The sequence below is a fragment of the Pseudomonas sp. ATCC 13867 genome, assembly GCF_000349845.1.
Classification (GTDB): domain Bacteria; phylum Pseudomonadota; class Gammaproteobacteria; order Pseudomonadales; family Pseudomonadaceae; genus Pseudomonas.
In genome coordinates this window covers 4,252,377-4,270,997 of sequence record NC_020829.1, presented here as the reverse complement: position 1 = coordinate 4,270,997, position 18,621 = coordinate 4,252,377, and the positions used below count along the sequence as shown (strand labels likewise).

The window sequence follows — 18,621 nt, the reverse complement described above, 5'->3', positions numbered from 1 at the left end:
CGACGAACCGCGCTGGCGTATCCCCGGAGTTGTCTATGGTTGATGCACGGGCGCGGACGTGCTCGCAGGACGATTTGCCGCACAAAGGAGACTCTCCCATGCACCACCTCTCATCCCGGACCTTGCTCGCCGGCCTGTTCGCCACCACCAGCCTGCCCCTGTACGCTGCCCTGCCTTCGGCGCCGGGATACATCGATGACAGCGGCTACAGCGCCGCCGCCAAGACCCGCATCCTGCCGGCGATGTTCGAGCAGAAGCTCACCAGCACCAAGTACATCGCCAAGGCCGACAACCCGCTGATCACCCTGGCTGAGTCCAGCGGATTCAAGCAGACCTCCGATTACCACCAGACCCGCGCCTGGCTGGAGAAGCTGGCGGAGGCCTCCGGCGGCGCCATCACCCTGAGCGACCTGCCGGAGAACAGCGCCACCGGCGAGCCGATGCTGCTGGTCACCGCCAGCCGCGAGGCGGACAAGTCGGCCGCCGGGCTGAACAAGTCTGGCAGGCCGACGATCTTCGTCGAGGCGGAAATCCACCCCGGCGAGGCCAACGGCAAGGACGCCATGTTCATGCTGCTGCGCGACATGACCACCGGCGACAAGCCGCTGGCCGCTCTGCTGGACAAGGTCAACATCCTCTTCATCCCCACCGTTAACATCGACGGCGACCTGCGCCGCAGCCCCTACGGGCGGATCAACCAGAACGGCCCGCAGGTCACCGGCTGGCGGGTCAACGGGCTGAACTACAACCTCAACCGCGACTTCACCAAGCTCGACAGCGCGGAAATCCGCAACGTCGCCTCGGTGTTCAACCAGTACGACCTGAGCTTCTTCGCCGACACCCACTCCACCGACGGCGCCATGTATCCCTACGACAGCTCCTACTGCCACAACGGCAACGGCTGGTCGCCGGCTTCCAGCGAGTGGATGGACAAGGTGATGCGCGGCCCGGTGTACAAGGAGCTGGAGGGTGACGGGCATGTGGTCCACGAGTGCATCAGCTTCAACGACAACCAGGACCCGACCCAGGGCTACTACCCGTACCGCACCGACCTGGCGCGTTTTTCCAACCAGTACGGCGACATCCGCAACGTGCCCTCGATCCTTATCGAGCAGCACGCGCTGCACCCCTACGAAACCCAGGTGCTGGGTAACTACGTGATGCTCAAGGCGATGTTCCAGGTGATCGGCGACAACGCCGACTCGCTGAAGCAGGCGATCGTCAAGGACCGCGAGCGGCTGGCGGCGCAGAAGCAGGTGATCCTCACCTGGAAGCCGGGCGATGCGCAGCACACGCCGTTCACCGTGGGCGACTACCGCTACGAGGAGTCGCCGATCACCGGCAAGAAAACCATCGTCTGGAGCAACAAGCCCAAGCAACTGAACGTGCCGATCACCGACAACTCGGTGCCGGACCTGGTGGTGAAGCGGCCGAAACAGTATGTGGTGCCGGTGCAGTGGAGCGAGGTGATCGCGCGCCTGAAGTCCCACGGCATCCAGATGAAGACCCTGGACAAGGCCACGCCCATCGAGGTGACCCTGCAGCGCATGGACGACATCAAGCTGGCCGGCGGCTTCGAGCCTGACCGCGCCGCCAGCAACGAGATTCCCGGCTATGAAGGGCACCTGTTGGTCAGCGGCGTGGGCAAACCATTCCAGCGTCTGCAGACCTACCCGGCCGGTTCGGTGGTGATTGATACCGACCAGCCGCTGGGTGTACTGGCGATCAACCTGCTGACCGCGGAAAGCCCGGACTCGTTCTGGTCCTGGGGCTTCTTCAACTCGACCCTGGTTTCCGCCGAGGAGCCCGAGGAATACGTGATGGAGCCGATGGCGCGCAAGATGCTCGCCGAAGACCCGAAGCTCAAGGCCGAGTTCGAGAAGAAGCTGAAGGACGACAAGGCCTTCGCCAAGGACGCCCAGGCGCGCCTGCAGTGGTTCTACCAGCGCACGCCGTTCTATGACGTAAATGCCTACGTGTATCCGGTGGGGACGGTGTACTAGCGGCGACTGTAGGAGCGAGCTTGCTCGCGAACGCTCTTGCTTGGAGGTTTGGGCTGTTCGCGAGCAAGCTCGCTCCTACAGGGGGTTCCCCCGCAAAGCACAAGGCCCGCATTGGCGGGCCTTGTGTTGGGGCTTACAGGCTGGCGATCTTCTCGCGCTGCTGGATCAGGTTGGTCACGGCCTGCTCGGCTTCAGCCAGCTTGGCGCGTTCCTTCTCGATCACTTCCGGCGGGGCCTTGGCGACGAAACCTTCGTTGGACAGCTTGCCGCCCACGCGTTTGACTTCGCCTTCCAGGCGCTGGATTTCCTTGTCCAGGCGCGCCATCTCGGCAGCCTTGTCGATCAGACCGGCCATCGGTACCAGCACCTGCAGGTCGCCGACCAGCGCGGTGGCGGACATCGGCGGCTCTTCGCCTTCGTCCAGCACGCGGATGGTCTCGAGCTTGGCCAGCTTCATCAGCAACGGCTCGTTGTCGGCCAGGCGGCGGTGGTCCTCGGGGGAGGCGTTGTTCAGCACCAGGTCGATGCGCTTGGCCATGGAGATGTTCATCTCGCCACGGATCTGGCGGATGCCCAGCATCAGGGCTTTGACCCACTCGATGTCGCCTTCGGCGGCGGCGTCGATCTTCGCCTCGTCGGCGATCGGCCAGGGTTGCAGCATCAGGGTGTCACCGGTCTTGCCGGCGGACGCCTTGATGCGCTGCCAGATTTCCTCGGTGATGAACGGCATGAACGGGTGTGCCAGGCGCAGGGCGGTTTCCAGCACGCGCGCCAGGGTGCGACGGGTGCCGCGCTGGCGTTCGATCGGCGCGTTCTCATCCCACAGCACCGGCTTGACCAGTTCCAGGTACCAGGCGCAGTACTCGTCCCAGATGAACTCGTAGAGGGCCTGGGTGGCGAGGTCGAAGCGGAAGGCGTCCAGCTGGCGCGCGACTTCGATCTCGGTGCGCTGCAGGGCGGAGATGATCCAGCGGTCCACCGAGGACAGCTCGACCGGCTCGCCATTCACGCCGGTGTCCTTGCCATCGGTGTTCTCGATGACGAAGTTGGCGGCGTTCCACAGCTTGTTGCAGAAGTTGCGGTAGCCCTCGACGCGGCCCATGTCGAACTTGATGTCGCGACCGGTGGAAGCCAGCGAGCAGAAGGTGAAGCGCAGGGCGTCGGTGCCGTAGCTGGCGATGCCTTCGGGGAACTCGGCTTTCGTCTGCTTGGCGATCTTCTCGGCGAGCTTGGGCTGCATCATGCCGCTGGTGCGTTTCTCCAGCAGCTCGTCCAGGGTGATGCCGTCGACGATGTCCAGCGGGTCGAGCACGTTGCCTTTGGACTTGGACATCTTCTGGCCCTGGCCGTCGCGCACCAGACCGTGGACGTAGACGGTCTTGAACGGGATCTGCGCGCTGCCATCGCCATTCTTGATCAGGTGCATGGTCAGCATGATCATGCGCGCGACCCAGAAGAAGATGATGTCGAAGCCGGTCACCAGCACGTCGGTGGGGTGGAAGGTCTTCAGGTAGTCGGTCTGTTCCGGCCAGCCGAGGGTGGAGAAGGTCCACAGGCCCGAGCTGAACCAGGTGTCGAGGACGTCTTCGTCCTGGCGCAGGTTGGCGTCGCCCAGGTTGTGCTTGGCGCGTACTTCGGCCTCGTTGCGGCCGACGTAGACGTTGCCGGCGTCGTCGTACCAGGCCGGGATGCGGTGGCCCCACCACAGCTGACGGCTGATGCACCAGTCCTGGATGTCGCGCATCCAGCTGAAGTACATGTTCTCGTACTGCTTGGGCACGAACTGGATGCTGCCATCTTCCACGGCGGCGATGGCCGGTTCGGCCAGCGGCTTGGTGGAGACGTACCACTGGTCGGTCAGCCACGGCTCGATGACGGTGCCGGAGCGGTCGCCCTTGGGCACTTTCAGCGCGTGGTCGTCGATCTTCTCCAGCAGGCCGGCGACTTCGATGTCGGCGACGATCTGCTTGCGTGCGACGAAGCGATCCATGCCGGCATAGGCGGCGGGCAGGCTGGCGTCCAGCTCTGCGTTGACGCTGCCGTCGAGCTTGAACACCTGGGCGACGGCGAGGACGGCGGCGTCCTTGTCGAAGATGTTGATCAGCGGCAGGTCGTGGCGCTTACCGACTTCGTAGTCGTTGAAGTCGTGGGCCGGGGTGATCTTCACGCAGCCGGTGCCGAACTCGCGGTCGACGTAGTCGTCGGCGATGATCGGGATGCGCCGGCCCACCAGCGGCAGGTCGACGAAGGTGCCGATCAGCGCAGCGTAGCGCTCGTCTTCCGGGTGAACGGCGACGGCGCTGTCACCCAGCAGGGTTTCTGGACGGGTGGTGGCGACGACCAGGTGGTCCTTGCCGTCGGCGGTCTTGTGACCGTCGGCCAGCGGATAGCGCAGGTGCCAGAGGTGGCCCTTCTCGTCGTGGTTCTCCACTTCCAGGTCGGAAATGGCGGTGTGGAACTTGGTGTCCCAGTTGACCAGGCGCTTGCCGCGATAGATCAGGCCGTCCTCGTGCAGGCGCACGAAGGCTTCCTTCACGGCGTTGGACAGGCCCTCGTCCATGGTGAAGCGCTCGCGCGACCAGTCCACGGAGGAACCCAGGCGGCGAATCTGGCGGGTGATGGTGCCGCCGGACTGATCCTTCCACTCCCAGACCTTCTCCAGGAACTTCTCGCGGCCCAGGTCGTGACGGGCGATGCCCTGGGCGGCCAGCTGGCGCTCTACCACCATCTGGGTGGCGATGCCGGCGTGGTCGGTGCCCGGCTGCCACAGGGTGTTGCGGCCCTGCATGCGGCGGTAGCGGATCAGCGCGTCCATGATGGCGTTGTTGAAGCCGTGGCCCATGTGCAGGCTGCCGGTGACGTTCGGCGGCGGGATCATGATGGTGTACGGCTCGCCGGAACCTTGCGGGGCGAAGTAGTTCTCTTTCTCCCACAGGGGGTACCAGTGGGATTCGATGGCGTGGGGCTGGTAGGTCTTGTCCATGAGCGCGGCGGGACCCTGATAAGGCTAGACGGAAAACCGGTGAGTATAACGGGGCGCGAGCCTTGCAGGCCACCGGGGCGGCAGGGGGAAGCAATTGTAGGAGCGAGCTTGCTCGCGAACTGCCACCACTGCGAGCTTGCAGAAGAGCGTTCGCGAGCAAGCTCGCTCCTACAAGTAAGGGGGCGGTGCGGTCAGCTCTTGCGCTGGGCCAGCAGGCGCTGGAGGCGGGCTTCCAGGCGGCGCTGCAGTTCGGCTTCGATCTGCGGCGCGAAGTCGTCGATCACGTCCTGCAGGATCAGCTCGGCGGCGGCGCGCAGCTCCAGGTCCAGGTGGTCGAGCTCGGCGGTCCGTGGCTCCTGCGTCGGGGCTGCGGGTTCGGGAGTGCGCGGCGCGGGCGTGACGACGTCGGACAGCAGGGGAATGTTGTCCGGCTCGAAGGATTCGGTGAGCAGCGGCGGCTCGTTGCCCGATTCGTCCAGCAGGTCCTGGATCTTCTTCAGGTCTTCCAGCAGGTGGTCGGGGTCGTGCGGGGGCTTACGGCTGTCCATGATCTTGGCTGGTGCGCTCTCAAGGGCGAGGCAGGCGGTGGTCCTGCAAAGGATAGCCCTGCTCGCGGTAGCGGCGGAAATTCTCCCGCGCGGCCTGACGAATCGCCGGTTCTTCGATCACCAGTTCGGCGACCCGGTTGAAATGATCGACGAAGGGCGGAATGACCAGGGTCAGGTTGATCAGCAGGTCCCGGTGGCTTTCCGGCGGTTCGCCCAGAGCGAGTACCACCGGCGAGTCGGCATCTTCTTCCACCGCATTGTGTGGGATGAAGGTTTCGCCCCGGAAGTTCCACAGCCGGGCGTCCAGCGCATCGCGCTGGGCCTCGTCTTCGCACAGCACGAAGATGCGCATGCCTTGCCGCCAGGCCTTTTCGGCCAGGCGGCAGGCGATGCTCAGGCGTGCGTCGGGATCGGCGCTGGGGATGACGTAGAAATCCACACGCGTCATTTTTTGGCCCCAAAGCTGCTGCGTTTGCTCATGCTGCGTTGAAAACCTGCGCAAATTGCTCATTTACAAAACGTAAACTGCGCATTCGCGCAGGCTTTCGCCTTGCCTGAGCGGCACTCGCGACGCTTTGGGTTCCAAAAAACATTGCTGTCTTACTCCGTTACTTCACGCGGTCCAGCAGGTACTGGGTCAGCAGAGGAACCGGGCGGCCAGTGGCGCCCTTGTCCTTGCCGCCGCTGATCCAGGCGGTGCCGGCGATGTCCAGGTGCGCCCAGTGGTACTTCTTCGCAAAGCGCGACAGGAAGCAGCCGGCGGTGATGGTGCCGGCCTTCGGCCCGCCGATGTTGGCGATGTCGGCGAATGGGCTGTCGAGCTGCTCCTGGTACTCGTCGAACAGCGGCAGCTGCCAGGCGCGGTCGTCGGCCACTTCACCGGCCTTGAGCAGTTGCCTGACCAGCGTGTCGTTGTTGCCCATCAGGCCCGAGGTGTTGGAACCCAGGGCGACGATGCAGGCGCCGGTGAGGGTGGCGATGTCCACCACCGACTGCGGCTTGAAGCGCTCGACGTAGGTCAGCGCGTCGCACAGCACCAGGCGGCCTTCGGCGTCGGTGTTGAGGATTTCGACGGTCTGCCCGCTCATGGTGGTGACGATGTCGCCCGGACGGGTGGCGCCGCCGCTGGGCATGTTCTCGGCGCAGGCCATCACGCCCACCAGGTTGATCGGCAGCTGCAGCTCCAGCACGGCACGGAAGGTGCCGAACACCGAGGCGGCGCCGCACATGTCGAACTTCATCTCGTCCATGCCCAGGCCGGGCTTCAAGCTGATGCCGCCGGTGTCGAAGGTGATGCCCTTGCCGACCAGTACGTGCGGGGCTTCGTCCTTCTTCTTCGCGCCGTTGTACTGCAGCACGATCAGGCGCGGCGGCTGGTCGCTGCCCTGGGCGACGGCGAGGAAGGAGCCCATGCCCAGCTCGCGCAGTTTCTTCTCGTCCAGCACTTCGACCTTCAGGCCCTTGTATTCCTTGCCCAGCGCCCTGGCCTGCTCGCCGAGGAAGCTCGGGTGGCAGAGGTTCGGTGGCAGGTTGCCCAGGTCGCGGGTCAGGGCCATGCCGTTGGCGATGGCCTGGGCTTCCCTGGCGCCCTGTTCGACGGCGGCGGCGTCGGCCTTGTCGGTGAGCAGGGTGATTTTCTTCAGCTTCGGCGCCTCGGCCTTCTGGCTCTTGAAGCGGTCGAAGACGTAGGTGCCGTCGGCCAGGGTTTCCACTTGCAGGCGAGCCTTGCCGTGGGCGTCGCGGCCTTTCACGGCGAGATCGCCCAGGGCCAGCGTGGCGTCGCCGCCGCCGAGGTTCTTCAGGGTGGAGAGAACCGAGGAAACCAGTTTGCGGTAGGCGCGGTCGGAGAGATCGCGTTCTTTGCCGGCGCCGACCAGCAGGACGCGCTCGGCCTTAAGGTTCGGTAAATCCTGCAGGAGTAGCGTCTGGCCGACCTTGCCCGCCAGATCGCCACGCTTGAGCAGGGCGCCGATGGCGCCGCCGGTGACGTCGTCCACGGCCTTGGCGGTGGCGCCGAGCTTGCGGCCTTCGCCGACGGCGATGACCAGGGTGGCGGTTTTCAGGGTTTCCGGGCGTACGCTTTTTACAAGGAATTCCATAGCTTGGTGTCCCCAGGACAAAAGGCTCACGATGGCAAGGTGGTCTGCGAGGTTCAGGCAGACTGCGCAGTGACAGGCCTGGCGAATCGCAGGATAATGCCGGCTATTTTCGCTGGATCGCGCTCGCGCGGGCCGGCAAGGCTTCACGGCGGCTAGTTTGAGCGTAGCCGCCTGAGCGTGACAACCCTGGAGTGTCCGGTTTGATTGTCTTCCGTTATCTGTCCCGTGAAGTGCTGATCACCATGAGCGCGGTGAGCGCCGTGCTGCTGGTGATCATCATGAGCGGCCGTTTCATCAAGTACCTGGCGCAGGCCGCCCAAGGCATGCTCGACCCGGGGTCGCTGTTCATGATCATGGGCGTGCGTCTGCCGGGCTTCCTCCAGTTGATCCTGCCGCTGGGGCTGTTCCTGGGCATCCTGCTGGCGTACGGGCGGCTGTACCTGGACAGCGAGATGACCGTGCTCACCGCCACCGGCATGAGCCAGCAGCGCCTGCTGGCCTATACCCTGGCGCCGGCGCTGCTGGTGGCGCTGATCGTTGCCTGGCTGAGCCTGTTGCTGGCGCCGCAGGGCATCACCCAGATGCAACTGCTGCTGAACAAGCAGGATGCGATGACCGAGTTCGATACCCTGGCGCCGGGGCGCTTCCAGTCGATGCGCGACGGCTCGCGGGTGACCTATACCGAAACCCTGGCCAATGAGCGCACGCAACTGGGCGGGGTGTTCATTTCCGACAAGAACCCGCCGCGCAACGGCAAGGAGGGCGGGGTTTCGGTACTGGTGGCGACCAGCGGCGAACAGCAGATCCATGCCGACGGCAGCCGCTACCTGATCCTCAAGGATGGCTATCGCTACGATGGCACGCCGGGGCAGGCCGACTACCGGGCGATCAAGTACGACACCTATGGCGTGCTGCTGCCCAAGCCGGAAGTCAGCAGCGAGATCGACGATCGCGATGCCATTCCCACCAGCGAGCTGATCGGCAGCGATGACGTGCGCATGAAGTCCGAGCTGCAATGGCGCCTGTCGATTCCCCTGCTGGTCTTCGTGGTCACCGTGCTGGCGGTGCCGCTGTCGCGGGTGAACCCGCGTCAGGGCCGTTTCCTCAAGTTGCTGCCGGCGGTTCTGCTCTACATGACCTACCTGGCATTGCTGATCGCCGGCCGCGGCATGCTCGACAAGGGCAAGATCCCGCTCGCACTGGGGCTGTGGTGGATCCACGCGCTGTTTCTGGCGATCGGCTTGCTGCTGCTGTACTGGGAGCCGTTGAGGCTCAAACTGGCCGCCGCACGGGCAAATTCTGGGCGGGAGCCGAAGCATGCGTAAGCTGGACCGTTACATCGGCGTCACCGTTTTCATCTCCATCCTTGCCGTGCTCGGGGTCATTCTCGGCCTGGCTGAACTGTTCGCCTTCGTCGACCAGTTGGGGCAGATCACCGATACCTATACCCTCGCCGAGGCGCTCAAGTTCGTGCTCCTTACCGCACCCAGCCGCGCCTACGACATGCTGCCGATGGCGGCGTTGATCGGCTGCCTGGTTGGCCTCGGCAGCCTGGCCAGCAGCAGCGAACTGACCATCATGCGCGCCGCCGGCGTGTCGCTGCAGCGCATCGTCTGGGCGGTGATGAAACCGATGCTGGTGCTGATGTTCGCCGGCATCCTGCTGGGCGAGTACGTGGTGCCCTACACCGAAACGATGGCCCAGAGCGGCCGCGCCCTGGCCCAGAGCAGCGGCGGAGCGCAGAGTTCGAAGTCCGGCCTGTGGCACCGCCAGGGCCGCGAGTTCATCCATATCAACGTGGTGCGCTCCGACGGCGTGCTGCTGGGGGTGACCCGTTACGATTTCGATGACGCACATCGCCTGCAGACCGCCAGCTTCGCCAAACAGGCGACTTTCCAGAATGATCAGTGGATGCTCGAGGGGGTAACCACCACTGTGCTGCACATGGACCAGAAGCGCAGCGAAGTGGTGAGCAAGCCCACTGAAGCATGGAATATCCAGCTCAGTCCGCAGTTGCTGAACACCGTCGTGATGGAGCCGGAAGCGCTGTCGATCAGCGGGCTGTGGAGTTATATCCATTACCTGCAGGACCAGGGCCTGAGCGCCAACCGCTATTGGCTGGCGTTCTGGACCAAGATCCTGCAGCCAGCTGTTACCGCAGCGTTGGTGCTGATGGCGATTTCCTTCATCTTCGGCCCGCTGCGCAGTGTGACCCTCGGCCAGCGCGTGTTCACCGGCGTGCTGGTGGGCTTCACCTTCCGCATCGCTCAGGACCTGCTCGGCCCGTCCAGCCAGGTCTTCAACTTCCCGCCGTTGCTGGCGGTGCTGGTGCCGGCGACGATCTGCGCGTTCCTCGGCGTGTTGCTGCTGCGAAGGGCCGGCTGACCCTGTAGGAGTGAGCTTGCTCGCGAACTTCTAGATACTGAGTGAATCCTGTTCGCGAGCAAGCTCGCTTCTACAAAAAGCAAAAAGCCGGCAATTGCCGGCTTTTTCATGCCTGGAGATCAGCCCCGGCCCTGCGTCGTCTTGCGCACGGCCTTGGGAATCTGGATCACCACGCTCTCCGAGTAGCGGTCGTGCCAGGTGCGCTTGTTCTTGTCCCAGAGCATCCACAGGAACCCCAGGCCCAGGCAGGCCCAGGAGCCGATGGAGATAATGAAGCGCAGCAGAGCCTGCAGCAGGCTGATCCGCGAGCCGTCGGCGTTCTGCACGCGAATGCCCCAGACCTGCATGCCGAGGGTCTGGCCGCTGTAGGTCCAGAACTTCGCGAAGAAGGCGAACAGGCTGATGAACAGCAGGCTGGACAGCAGCGGGTCACCGGTCAGGCCACCCTGGTCGGCCAGTTGCCTGAGCTTTTCGCCGCCATAGATAAGCCGAAGGAAGCCTTGCTGGTAGGCCAGCGTCACCACCATCAGCAGTGCCACGCAGAGCAGGAAGTCATAGAACATGGCGGCCAAGCGGCGAATGAGCGTGGCGGGCGGGAAGTTTCCCGCGGGCTGGAGCTGCGGTTTGGACATGGTGTCTTCTATGGCGAATCGTGGGTCGGCAGGGGTGTTGCCCTGGATGAATGGGGCGGGATTATACGTTTTCCAGTCGGGTTCGGCCTTCGCCGGACGAGAGCTGTTCTAAGCTGGACGAATGCCGCTCGCCTGGAGGCGTAGCGAAAGGTCGCGCAGCAAGGAACAAGGATGCCGTTACGCAACTATGCCCGACGCTGGCGGGTGCCTCGATTGGTGTTTTCCCTGTCGATGGCCCTGCTCCCCCTGGCACTGGGCAGTTCCATCATCTATTGGCAGGCCCTGCGAACCCTGTCCTCCGAGGCGCGGACTGCGTCCAACGAAGCGTTGCGCCTGTTCGACCTCATGCTGAGCAATGCCGAAGGTGCGGCCAGGGTGGCGTTGTCGCAGAAGGACAAGCCCTGCGAGAGCGCGACCCAGGTGCTGCGCGAGCAGGTGGCCGTGGTGCCTTTCGTGCGTTCGGTCAATCTCACACGGGATGACCACATCTATTGCTCCTCGCTGTTTGGCGACTTCAAGGCACCGCTGGATCATTCGTTCTACGTGGAAGGGCGTTTGCGCCTGATGGCGGGCAACCCGTTGACACCCAATGTCGGGCTGCTGATCCTGCGCCGGGTCGACGGCGAGTTCGGGGCGCTGGCCACTGTCGATGGACGTTACCTGAGCAACACCCTGCAACTGGTCGATCAGCGCAGCGACTTGCAGTTGCAGGTGGGCGGGGAGTGGATGGATGAGCAGGGGAATGTCTATGCCAGGGACCCCGATCCGTTGCCTATCGGTCATATACGCCTGGTTTCCGAACGCTTCCCGTATTCGGTGACAGGCGGATTTACCGCGGGTTCGCAGTGGCAGCACATTCGCCAGGACGCGCTGCCGCTCGCTTCGCTCTTGCTGTTGCTGGGGACGATCTCCGGTCTGGCCTGCTACTGGTTGTGGGGGCGCTCGGCGACGCCAAGCCTGGAGCTGGAGCGGGCGCTGATGGCTGGGGAGTTCGTTCCCTATCTGCAGCCGCTGGTGGATGCGCGCGATGGGCGCTGGGTTGGTGCGGAAGTGCTGATGCGTTGGCAGCATCCGCGCGAAGGGATGGTCGGCCCGGACCTGTTCATCCCGATGGCCGAGCGCTCCGGCCTGATCGTGCCGATGACCCGCGACCTGATGCGCCAGGTCGGCGATGGGTTGGTTCCCCACGGTGAGCTGCTGGGGGAGGGCTTCCACCTGGGCATCAACATCAGCGCCGTGCATTGCAGCGAGGCGGGCTTGTTCGATGATTGCCTGAGCCTGCAGGCGAAGTTCCTGCCATATCGGCCGAACCTGGTGCTGGAGCTGACCGAACGGGAACTGATCGCGGCCAGCGAAGTGACCGACCAGTTGTTCGGCCGCCTGGATGCCCAGGGCATACGGCTGGCCCTCGACGATTTCGGTACCGGCAACTCGAGCCTGGCTTATCTGCACCGCTTCAAGGTGGATGCGCTGAAGATCGACAAGAGCTTCGTCGCGATGATTGGCGTGGATGCACTCTCGGTACGCATCCTCGACAGCATCGTCGAACTGTGCGGCAAGCTGGATCTGATGATCATCGCCGAAGGGGTGGAGACCGAAGAACAGCGTCGTTACCTGGCCGAACGTGGAGTGGATGTGCTGCAGGGCTACCTGTTCGGCAAGCCGATGCCGCTGGAGGAGTTCGTGCAGGCGATGCGCGAGGAGAGCGAAAGGGCTCACTGAGGACTGGATGGCTGTGGGCCTCCCACTGCAGCTGTACGGACGGCATGGGACTGAACGGCCTACGTATACCCAGTGCCGTTTGTGTCTTTCCACGGTTGCCGCAGTCGTTAACAGCGAAAACTTTACATAGGGTATTTCGGACGTGTTTTTCCTCTGCGGCCTGCTTCTTATCCTGGGGCGGCGGATAAAGATTAGTGATAACTGGTTCACACTTTTAAATTTGTCCGGCCTGCCGTTTAACTTTTTTTTGACATTTGTCATTTGGTTTTAAGGGAGAGTTTCATCCCCGGCCGCGTTTAGAGCCGGTATTTCAGGGGAAAAGCCAAGAAAATCAATGTCTACGAAGTGTTCGTTCGGGCACTTTTAGCGATCAGGGCGTTTCGTTCTAATTGGCACGCTCTTGCTGGTCCTGGCCCCCCGTAGGCCAGTCTTTCAAGGAATTGACCCCGTGAACTATTCGTTGATTGATTTTTTATACAGCGATGAGCGACGACTGGTCCCAAATTGCCGGTCGGCGGAGTGGCAGTTCGCTATTTCGCTAATAGAGTTGTTTGGGAAGGCTATGGAACAAGAGTCTGAATAATGCCTATTCGTTCCCGTGGGTTCACACTGATTGAGTTGATGGTTGTTGTTGCGATCGTTGCCATTCTGGCTGCCATCGCTTACCCCAGCTATCAGCAGTACATCATCCGCGGTAAACGATCCGCCGCGCAGGCGCAGATGATGGACATTGCCAATCGCGAGCAGCAGTACCTGCTAGCCAACCGCGCCTATGCGGACAAGACCGCGCTGGAGGCTGGCGGTTACGCACTCCCTAGCGAAGTGTCGAGGGATTATGGCTACAGCGTATCTGCTGACAACGCAGCAACGCCCCCGACTTTCACCGTTACCTTCACGCCGACGGGCTCTCAGGCCAGCGACGGCGCCCTGACGCTTGATAGCGCCGGCGACAAACAGCCGTCAGCGAAGTGGTGAGCGATATGAGCGTCTCTCGACAGCGTGGTTTGACCCTCATCGAGCTGCTGGTCAGCATCCTGATCATTTCCCTCGGCCTGCTCGGCCTGGCCAAGTTGCAGGCACGCATGCAACTGTCGGAGATGGAATCCTACCAGCGTGCCCAGGCACTGCTGCTGCTCAACGATATGTCCAGCCGGATGACGGCCAATCCGAACAATTCCAACAGCTATGTCACCGACAGTTCCAGTCCGGTCGGCGCAGGAATGACTTGTCCGACCAGCTCCACTACGCGTCAGCAGGTGGACATGGCCGACTGGTGCAATAGCTTGCAGGGGGCGGCAGAGATCGGTGGTGGCAATGTCAAGGCTGGCGCGATGCTTGGGGGGCGTGGCTGCATCGAGTCTCTGGGAAGTGGGCAATACTTGATCACCGTAGCCTGGCAGGGGATGAGCCCGATTTCGGCTCCGCCTTCCAGCGTGGCATGTGGCAAGGATGACTACGATGGTGGTTCGGAGTGCAAAAACGATCTTTGTCGGCGCGTGGTTACCACCATCGTGCGGGAGGCCGCACTATGAGGCGCGCTGGCTCGCAACAGGGGTTCACCCTGGTGGAGATGATGGTCGCGGTGACCATCGGGCTGCTGATCATGGTCGGTGTCCTGACGCTCTACCTGAACCTGCGGCGCACCAACGACGACATGGCCAATACCAACTCGCTGATCGAAAACGGTCGTTTCGCCGTAGAGCTGTTGCAGGAGGATCTGGCTCACGCCGGCTTCTGGAACGGCTATGTCCCGCAATTCGACGATCTGACGTTGAATGATGCTCCGCCACTTTCAGGTGAGCCAGGTGGCGTGCCCAATGCGGTGCCGCCAGTGTGTGGAGACTTCTCGACCTGGACGATGGATGAGAAGACCGCCCTTCCTGGCATTGCCGTGCAGACCTATTCGGCGGTTCCTCCAGGATGCTCCGGAATTGTCACTGATCTGGCCGCTAACTCCGATGTGCTGGTGGTCCGACATGTCGAGACTTGCACGCCGGGTGTGGGCAACTGTGAGACGGTGACGACCGGAAAAGTGTATTTCCAGTCGTCCTCCTGTGACAGCAACTCTATGGATCCGCCACCGAATCCACCGTTGCTGCAGCCTGAAACTCCCTCCGACTATGTGCTTGGCACGGGCGGGTTCCTTCTGCACCAGCGTGACTGCGTCGCCTTGGCCGAACGCCGCAAATTCGTTAGCAATCTCTATTACCTGCGCGACTATGCGATGACACCGGGTGATGGCATTCCCACTCTGATGCGTTCGCAGTTCGACTCGTCCGGCGGGATTGCCGGCCAGCAGCCCGCGGTGCCGCTGGTTGAGGGGGTAGAGGCGTTTCGCGTCGAACTTGGCATCGACAATGTCAGCGATTCCGGCGAGCCGGTAGCTTATGAAGACTACGAGCATGAGGTGCACTGGGCCGACAACACCAAGACATCTCCGACAAATCGTGGTGATGGCTCGCCGGATGGTGACTTCATCCACTGTGGAGCAAGTTCTTGCTCCGTGGATGATCTGATCAACGTGGTGGAGGCCAAGCTCTACGTCCTGGTACGCAGTCGAGTTGCAACGCCGGGGTACCAGTCGGACAAGACATACGCCCTGGGGGCGGTCGCGTTGGGGGCGTTCACAGATAGCTACAAGCGGCACTTGTTCACATCCAGCGCGGCGCTGGTGAATGTTTCCCGTAGGAGGCAGACGCCATGAGAGAGAATTGCAGGGTAAGCGGGCAGCGGGGAGCGACCTTGGTGGTCACCCTGGTGATGCTTTTGATGCTGATGATCATGGTGGGGAGCGCCTATACCCTCAGCGGAACCAATCTGAAAGCAGTGGGCAACATGCAGTTTCGCAACGAGGCCATCGCCTCCGCCAACATTGGCATTCAACGGGTGCTTGCTTCCGCTTTCACCACTGCACCGACTGGCGAAGAGCTCGATGTCGATATCAATAATGACGGCACCAGAGACTATGTGGTGGAGATGGCGGTACCGGTGTGCATGAGCGCCAGACCGACCGGCAGTACCTTGCTCTGCGGCAATGACAACCGGGATATGTGTCGCCAGGACTGGAGTACCGTTTGGGTATTGAATGCCACGGTGACGGATGATCTGAGCGGCGCTTCGATCAAGGTGCGTTCGGGGGTGCGCGTGCAACTCACCGATTCGCAGAAACATTCGGTCTGCGACCACGGAGTATGACGATGAAAGCTCAGGGCAATGTGGCGATTCTCTGGCGATTTTTCGCATTGTGCATCCTGTGTTTCGCGCACGCGACTGTTCGCGCCGAGGATATCGATCTGTTCGTGGGTACCCCCCCAAGCGCCACGGATGCGCCTAACGTACTGATCGTCCTCGACAACACCGCCAACTGGAATACGCCGTTCGCCAACGAGAAGGCCGCGTTGGTATCGGTGGTCAGTGCGTTGGATGCAAACAAGTACCGTGTCGGCCTGATGATGTTCACCGAGACGGGAAAGGGCGACAAAGGTAATGATGGCGCCTATGTTCGTGCCGCCATACGTCTGCTCGATACTAATACCAAGAGCAAGTACCAGAATCTGGTGGATAGCCTGCATGTGGGGGAGGACAAGTCCAACGGCGGCAAGATCAGCAAGGCGATGGAGGAGGCCTGGCTGTACTACTCCGCAGGTGTGCCCCATGCCGGCAACCAGAAGGTCAAGACCGACTATTTGGGCAACGATTCGGGCACATTGGCTTCCAGCGCTGTTTATGCGCTCAATGGCAACGCGCTGTCGGCAAAGGATGGCACGCGCTACAACAACCCTATCGTTACGGGCTGCGCGAAGAACTTCATCATCTACATTAGCAACGGTGCAGCGCAGGATAATAACAACGACATCAATCAGGCCACCGATGCGCTAGCTGCGGCGGGCGGCAGCACCACCGCAATCCCGATTTCCCCCAGTGGTTCGCAGGACAATATGGCCGATGAATGGGCTCGCTTCATGAAGAAGAGCAGCCTGGGCATTACCACCTACACGGTAGATATCAACAAGGTTACTACCGGTCAGGGGCCGGGGTGGACTGCACTGCTCAAGAGCATGGCCAACGCCAGCAGTGGTAAGTACTTCGATGTAACCTCTAGCGGTACGGAGATTGCCGATGCACTGAACGCCATCTTCTCCGAGATCCAGGCAACCAACAGTGTGTTCGCCTCGGTCACCCTGCCGATTAGCGTCAATACCCAGAGTAAATACCTGAATCAGGTGTTCGTTGGTATGTTCCGTCCGGACTCGGACTCCTTCCCGCGCTGGGTCGGGAATCTCAAGCAGTACAAGCTGGGAAGGGTCAATGGCATATTGAAAACGGTAGACGCCAATGACCGGGACGCTATTAACAGCTCCACCGGTTTCATCACCGAATGTGCGAGGAGTGTCTGGACTCCCAGCGCAAAGGACAACTACTGGGCTTTCAAGCCGCAAGGTAGTTGCCTGACCGTACAGGGTTCGGATGTGTCCAACTATCCGGACGGCAATATCGTGGAAAAAGGTGCTCAGGCCTACGTGCTGCGCCAGAGTACCGCTCGCACGGTGAAGACCTGCGATCCCAGTGACTGCAGCGCTCTGACCAGCTTCGATGCCGGTAACGCGGCGATCAGCCAGGAGCTACTGGGTGCCGCGAGCAGTGCCGAGCGTACCGATATCATCAATTGGGCGATAGGTGCTGACAATCAGGACGAAAACACGAACAGCAACGTCAGTGAGATGCGTCCCTCGATACATGGCGACGTCATGCACTCGCGTCCGGTAGCCCTCAACTACGGGTCGGTTGATGCGCCTCGGGTGGTGGTCTACTACGGCGCAAACGATGGCCTGCTGCATGCCGTCAATGGCAATAGCTCCTCCAGCATTGGTACGGTGCCTGCCGGCGGTGAGATCTGGTCGTTCATGCCGCCAGAGTTTTATCCGAGCATCAAGCGGTTGCGCGACAATAAGGTGACTATCAGTTTCCCTGGTCATACTACCGGTTCGCCGCTTCCCCAGCCCAAGTCCTATGGCATGGATGGTTCCATTACCGCTGTGCAGCAAAACGGCAGCACCTGGATCTATGCCGCCATGCGTCGTGGTGGCCGATCGCTCTATGCATTTGACGTCACGACCCTCGATGCTCCAGAGCTGAAATGGAAGCAGGGCTGCCCCAGCCTGGAGAATGATTCGGATTGCACTTCTGGCTTCAGCGACATCGGCCAAACCTGGGCAACGCCGACCGCCTTCAAGGCGTCGGGATACAACAGTGGCGCGTCAACGATTCTTGCAATGGGCGGCGGCTACGATGCCTGTGAGGACGGTGACCCTAATACCTGTACTTCCAGCTCCAAAGGCAACAGGATTTACCTATTGGATGCCGATAGCGGGGCGTTGCTCAAAACTTTCACAACCGATCGTGGGGTCGTCGGCGACGTGACCATGCTGACCGGTAGCAACGGCCGTGCGACCTATGGTTATGCGGCGGATATGGGCGGGAATATCTATCGTATTTCCGGTGTCGATGCCGCCAGCGCCATTGGTAACACCGCGCCGAGCGACTGGACCATCACCAAGATCGCTGCACTGGGGTGTGATTCGGGCGCCAGTTGCTCGGCAAATCGCAAGTTTCTCTATGGTCCGGTAGTCGGCGCGGCGAATGGCGAGTACGTGATCGTTCTCGGCTCCGGGGACCGTGAGAAACCCCTGCTCAGCTATTCCTCCGCCACTACTGTGGCCAATCGATTCTACAGCCTGCGCGACCGACCCGCCGATCCGACCTGGCTGACGTCGGAGAACACCCGGTGTGGCGCCAACGTGATCTGCAATGACTCGCTGCTGGCCATTACTGACAGCACAACGCCGTCAGCCAATGACCTCGCCAACCACCCGAAAGGCTGGTATTTGGCGCTGCAACCGACGGAGCAGGTGGTGACCTCGGCGCTTCTGCTGTTCAACAACATCACTTTCAGTACCCACGAGCCCAATGTACCTAACGCTAACAGTTGCGTCGGTCTGGGAACGGCCCGTACGTATAGCATCAACTATCTGGATGCATCCGCCACATCAGGGGAGCGTTTCTGGGTAATTCCGGGTGGTGGGTTGGCGGCCTCTCCGATGGCTGGTACTGCTACGGTTGATGGTAAGGATACGGACTTTATTTTCGGTGGTTGCCGCGACTCTTCGCTGGCGAGCTGCGAGCCTCCCATCCAGCCGTCGGAAACTCGGCCGAAGTCCTGGGTATTCTGGAACATCGAGAAATAGGAGC

14 protein-coding genes are annotated in these 18,621 nt (G+C 61.9%); 9 read left to right on the top strand and 5 right to left on the bottom strand.

The window, feature by feature from the left end:
* Positions 1–98: 98 nt before the first annotated feature.
* Positions 99–2,003, top strand: a complete 1,905-nt coding sequence (locus tag H681_RS19130) for a M14 family metallopeptidase (RefSeq protein ID WP_015478531.1) — start codon at positions 99–101, stop codon at positions 2,001–2,003.
* 133 nt (positions 2,004–2,136) lie between these two features.
* Here the strand turns inward: H681_RS19130 and H681_RS19125 are convergent, their stop codons facing one another.
* From H681_RS19125 to H681_RS19110, 4 genes are all read right to left on the bottom strand, one after another.
* Complete coding sequence (locus H681_RS19125) at positions 2,137–4,986, bottom strand: valine--tRNA ligase (protein WP_015478530.1); 2,850 nt, start codon at positions 4,984–4,986, stop codon at positions 2,137–2,139.
* Between the two features lie 191 nt (positions 4,987–5,177).
* Positions 5,178–5,534, bottom strand: a complete 357-nt coding sequence (locus H681_RS19120; RefSeq protein WP_015478529.1) for a hypothetical protein — start codon at positions 5,532–5,534, stop codon at positions 5,178–5,180.
* A gap of 19 nt (positions 5,535–5,553) precedes the next feature.
* Entirely contained in the window at positions 5,554–5,982 is a 429-nt protein-coding gene (locus tag H681_RS19115) for a DNA polymerase III subunit chi (protein ID WP_015478528.1), read from the bottom strand.
* A gap of 160 nt (positions 5,983–6,142) precedes the next feature.
* Positions 6,143–7,633 (bottom strand): leucyl aminopeptidase, encoded by a 1,491-nt coding sequence (locus H681_RS19110; RefSeq protein ID WP_015478527.1) that lies wholly within the window; start codon positions 7,631–7,633, stop codon positions 6,143–6,145.
* Positions 7,634–7,833: 200 nt separating this feature from the next.
* Between H681_RS19110 and lptF the strand changes: the two genes are divergently transcribed.
* Positions 7,834–8,958, top strand: a complete 1,125-nt coding sequence (lptF, locus tag H681_RS19105) for an LPS export ABC transporter permease LptF (RefSeq protein WP_015478526.1) — start codon at positions 7,834–7,836, stop codon at positions 8,956–8,958.
* Positions 8,951–10,018, top strand: a complete 1,068-nt coding sequence (gene lptG, locus H681_RS19100) for an LPS export ABC transporter permease LptG (RefSeq protein ID WP_015478525.1) — start codon at positions 8,951–8,953, stop codon at positions 10,016–10,018. Before lptF ends, lptG begins: the two co-directional genes overlap by 8 nt.
* A gap of 119 nt (positions 10,019–10,137) precedes the next feature.
* Here lptG and H681_RS19095 read toward each other — a convergent pair whose 3' ends face one another.
* Complete coding sequence (locus H681_RS19095; protein ID WP_015478524.1) at positions 10,138–10,650, bottom strand: RDD family protein; 513 nt, start codon at positions 10,648–10,650, stop codon at positions 10,138–10,140.
* A 171-nt stretch (positions 10,651–10,821) separates the two neighbouring features.
* Between H681_RS19095 and H681_RS19090 the strand changes: the two genes are divergently transcribed.
* The 6 genes from H681_RS19090 to H681_RS19065 all read left to right on the top strand — a co-directional run bounded on the left by H681_RS19090 (position 10,822) and on the right by H681_RS19065 (position 18,617).
* Positions 10,822–12,372 (top strand): EAL domain-containing protein, encoded by a 1,551-nt coding sequence (locus H681_RS19090; RefSeq protein WP_041712150.1) that lies wholly within the window; start codon positions 10,822–10,824, stop codon positions 12,370–12,372.
* 582 nt (positions 12,373–12,954) lie between these two features.
* On the top strand, positions 12,955–13,347 hold the full coding sequence (locus H681_RS19085; RefSeq protein ID WP_015478522.1) for a type IV pilin protein: 393 nt from the start codon (positions 12,955–12,957) through the stop codon (positions 13,345–13,347).
* 5 nt (positions 13,348–13,352) lie between these two features.
* Entirely contained in the window at positions 13,353–13,904 is a 552-nt protein-coding gene (pilV, locus tag H681_RS19080; RefSeq protein ID WP_015478521.1) for a type IV pilus modification protein PilV, read from the top strand.
* On the top strand, positions 13,901–15,076 hold the full coding sequence (locus H681_RS19075; RefSeq protein WP_015478520.1) for a PilW family protein: 1,176 nt from the start codon (positions 13,901–13,903) through the stop codon (positions 15,074–15,076). The genes pilV and H681_RS19075 overlap by 4 nt, the downstream gene beginning before the upstream one ends.
* 41 nt (positions 15,077–15,117) lie before the next feature.
* On the top strand, positions 15,118–15,567 hold the full coding sequence (locus H681_RS19070; RefSeq protein ID WP_236620551.1) for a hypothetical protein: 450 nt from the start codon (positions 15,118–15,120) through the stop codon (positions 15,565–15,567).
* Between the two features lie 2 nt (positions 15,568–15,569).
* Positions 15,570–18,617: a pilus assembly protein gene (locus H681_RS19065; protein WP_015478518.1), complete on the top strand. Its 3,048-nt coding sequence runs from the start codon at positions 15,570–15,572 to the stop codon at positions 18,615–18,617.
* Positions 18,618–18,621 lie beyond the last annotated feature (4 nt).